Origin of the sequence: Streptomyces sp. L-9-10 (assembly GCF_004151105.1) — a bacterium.
Lineage (GTDB): Bacteria > Actinomycetota > Actinomycetes > Streptomycetales > Streptomycetaceae > Streptomyces.
Genome location: NZ_PHRF01000131.1, coordinates 1 through 1,572 on the forward strand (window position 1 = coordinate 1; position 1,572 = coordinate 1,572).

General features: G+C 56.6%; 2 protein-coding genes and 1 pseudogene. All 3 read left to right on the forward strand.

Going from position 1 to position 1,572, the window contains the following annotated elements; all coding sequences use genetic code 11:
* A pseudogene (locus tag CU044_RS38815) lies at nt 1–269 on the forward strand (hypothetical protein); the annotation flags it as partial.
* A 218-nt stretch (nt 270–487) separates the two neighbouring features.
* Entirely contained in the window at nt 488–991 is a 504-nt protein-coding gene (locus CU044_RS29530) for an Imm50 family immunity protein (protein WP_129771818.1), read from the forward strand.
* Complete coding sequence (locus CU044_RS29535; protein ID WP_129771819.1) at nt 978–1,385, forward strand: Imm50 family immunity protein; 408 nt, start codon at nt 978–980, stop codon at nt 1,383–1,385. The genes CU044_RS29530 and CU044_RS29535 overlap by 14 nt, the downstream gene beginning before the upstream one ends.
* The last annotated feature ends 187 nt before the right edge of the window (nt 1,386–1,572 follow it).

Genomic DNA, 1,572 nt, shown 5'->3' on the forward strand with positions numbered 1-1,572 from the left:
GGGAATTGGACCGTCAATGGCATACACTGATTTCCAGATCGCTCCAGGATTCAAACAACGATGAGTTTTTTATTCTGCCACCCGTAAAAGGGGGCAGCAAAATCGGCTGGGTCCGCATCAAGGATTCCGTGGGAACCAATCTCCCCTCCCGCATCGCAGCCGCAACAGGATCGCCGGAATTCCTGACGCTGTCTACGGACGGCCATAATTTGCTTGCCGTTTCGGTCGAGGATGACGAATACTGGATTGTAGTCCACAAGTTCGAGTGACGTGCGAGCTACCGGACAGGTGGTGCGACAAGCAGTCCAGCTGTGGATCGCGATCCACAGCTGGACTGCTTGTCGCCGGCACGGCAGCGAGTGGCCTCTCATATCACACCCGGCCGCATTGGTGATGGCTTCGTTCGCACATTTCCGCAAGGCTGCCTAAACAGGTGATTCCCCACATACACCTTGAGGATTCCCCGGCGCCGAGGAACATTACTACTATGACCCATCCATGGATTGACCTGGTAAGAAATTCAGATCCGCTCACCGCCCTCTATTCAACAGTTCCCCCTCTCAGCTCCGTCAGACTGCGGTCGATCCACCTCAATTGGCGCGGCCCCACCCTGACGCTGCGGATCGACCTCCCCTCCTTTCCGGATAACGCACCGGCCGACTGGGCGGAGTCAGGAAACGACACACTCCAGTGTCACCTTCAGTTCTTGGCGGTCGATCATTTGAAAATGAACGCATGGACACCTCCCACTCTTGTCGACATCTCCACTTCACCAGCTGATGACCACAGGATCTCCGTTACCGTCACGGGAGAAAGGACCACATTTTCTTTCGACAGTAGCGACTCGATCCTCGTCGGCCACATGAGCGCGTTCACTGCTGGTGAAAACGGGTGGGACACCGGCCCACGCAACTTCCTGGGGCGAGTCGACTCACGACGTTTCAGATCCCTTCCCGACACTTACGAGAAGACCTTCTATGAGCACCTCTGACTGGCCGTCCTTCCTGGACAACCCGCAGAGCATCCACAGCCTGTACGACCAGGAACCGGATCTCAACTCATGCGACCTGTTCCATTTCCTCATGGATGAACGCGGGGCCAGCATCACTCTGGGGTTCGAGACCCCGCACATGCCACAACACGGACGCCACGAATGGGACTCCCCGAGAGTCAATTCATTCGAGTTCTATCTCACGTTCTTCGATGTGCAGCAACTCAGCATCAAGGGATGGAACGGCCCCGCCGAAAAGGACATTACATTCACGCACGGCCCCGATGGCGGCATCCTGGCGAAAATCGAATCGAGAGAAACCTCTGTAGCCTTTCAGGCAAAATCACTTTCGCTCACCAAGTCACGCGTGAGCCTTACATCAAGAAATGGCTAGAGAGCAGGGTCATGGCCACAGATGACAGCGGCAGTCCACGGTGGGCGGAAACCCTTGAAGCATGTGGTCTGACCGTCCTGGAAAACGAAGTTCCCGCAACTGCCCCATCAGCCCTCGCCGCCATCCACGCGGTAGCAGGAATCGACGTCGAGTCGGCCGTTTCGGTACGAGCGATGGGGGAATTGGA

Bases quoted from the DNA above. Each gene is read 5' to 3' on its own strand.
- CU044_RS29535 (WP_129771819.1), top strand. From the start codon at position 978: ATGAGCACCTCTGACTGGCCGTCCTTCCTGGACAACCCGCAGAGCATC.
- CU044_RS29530 (WP_129771818.1), top strand. From the start codon at position 488: ATGACCCATCCATGGATTGACCTGGTAAGAAATTCAGATCCGCTCACC.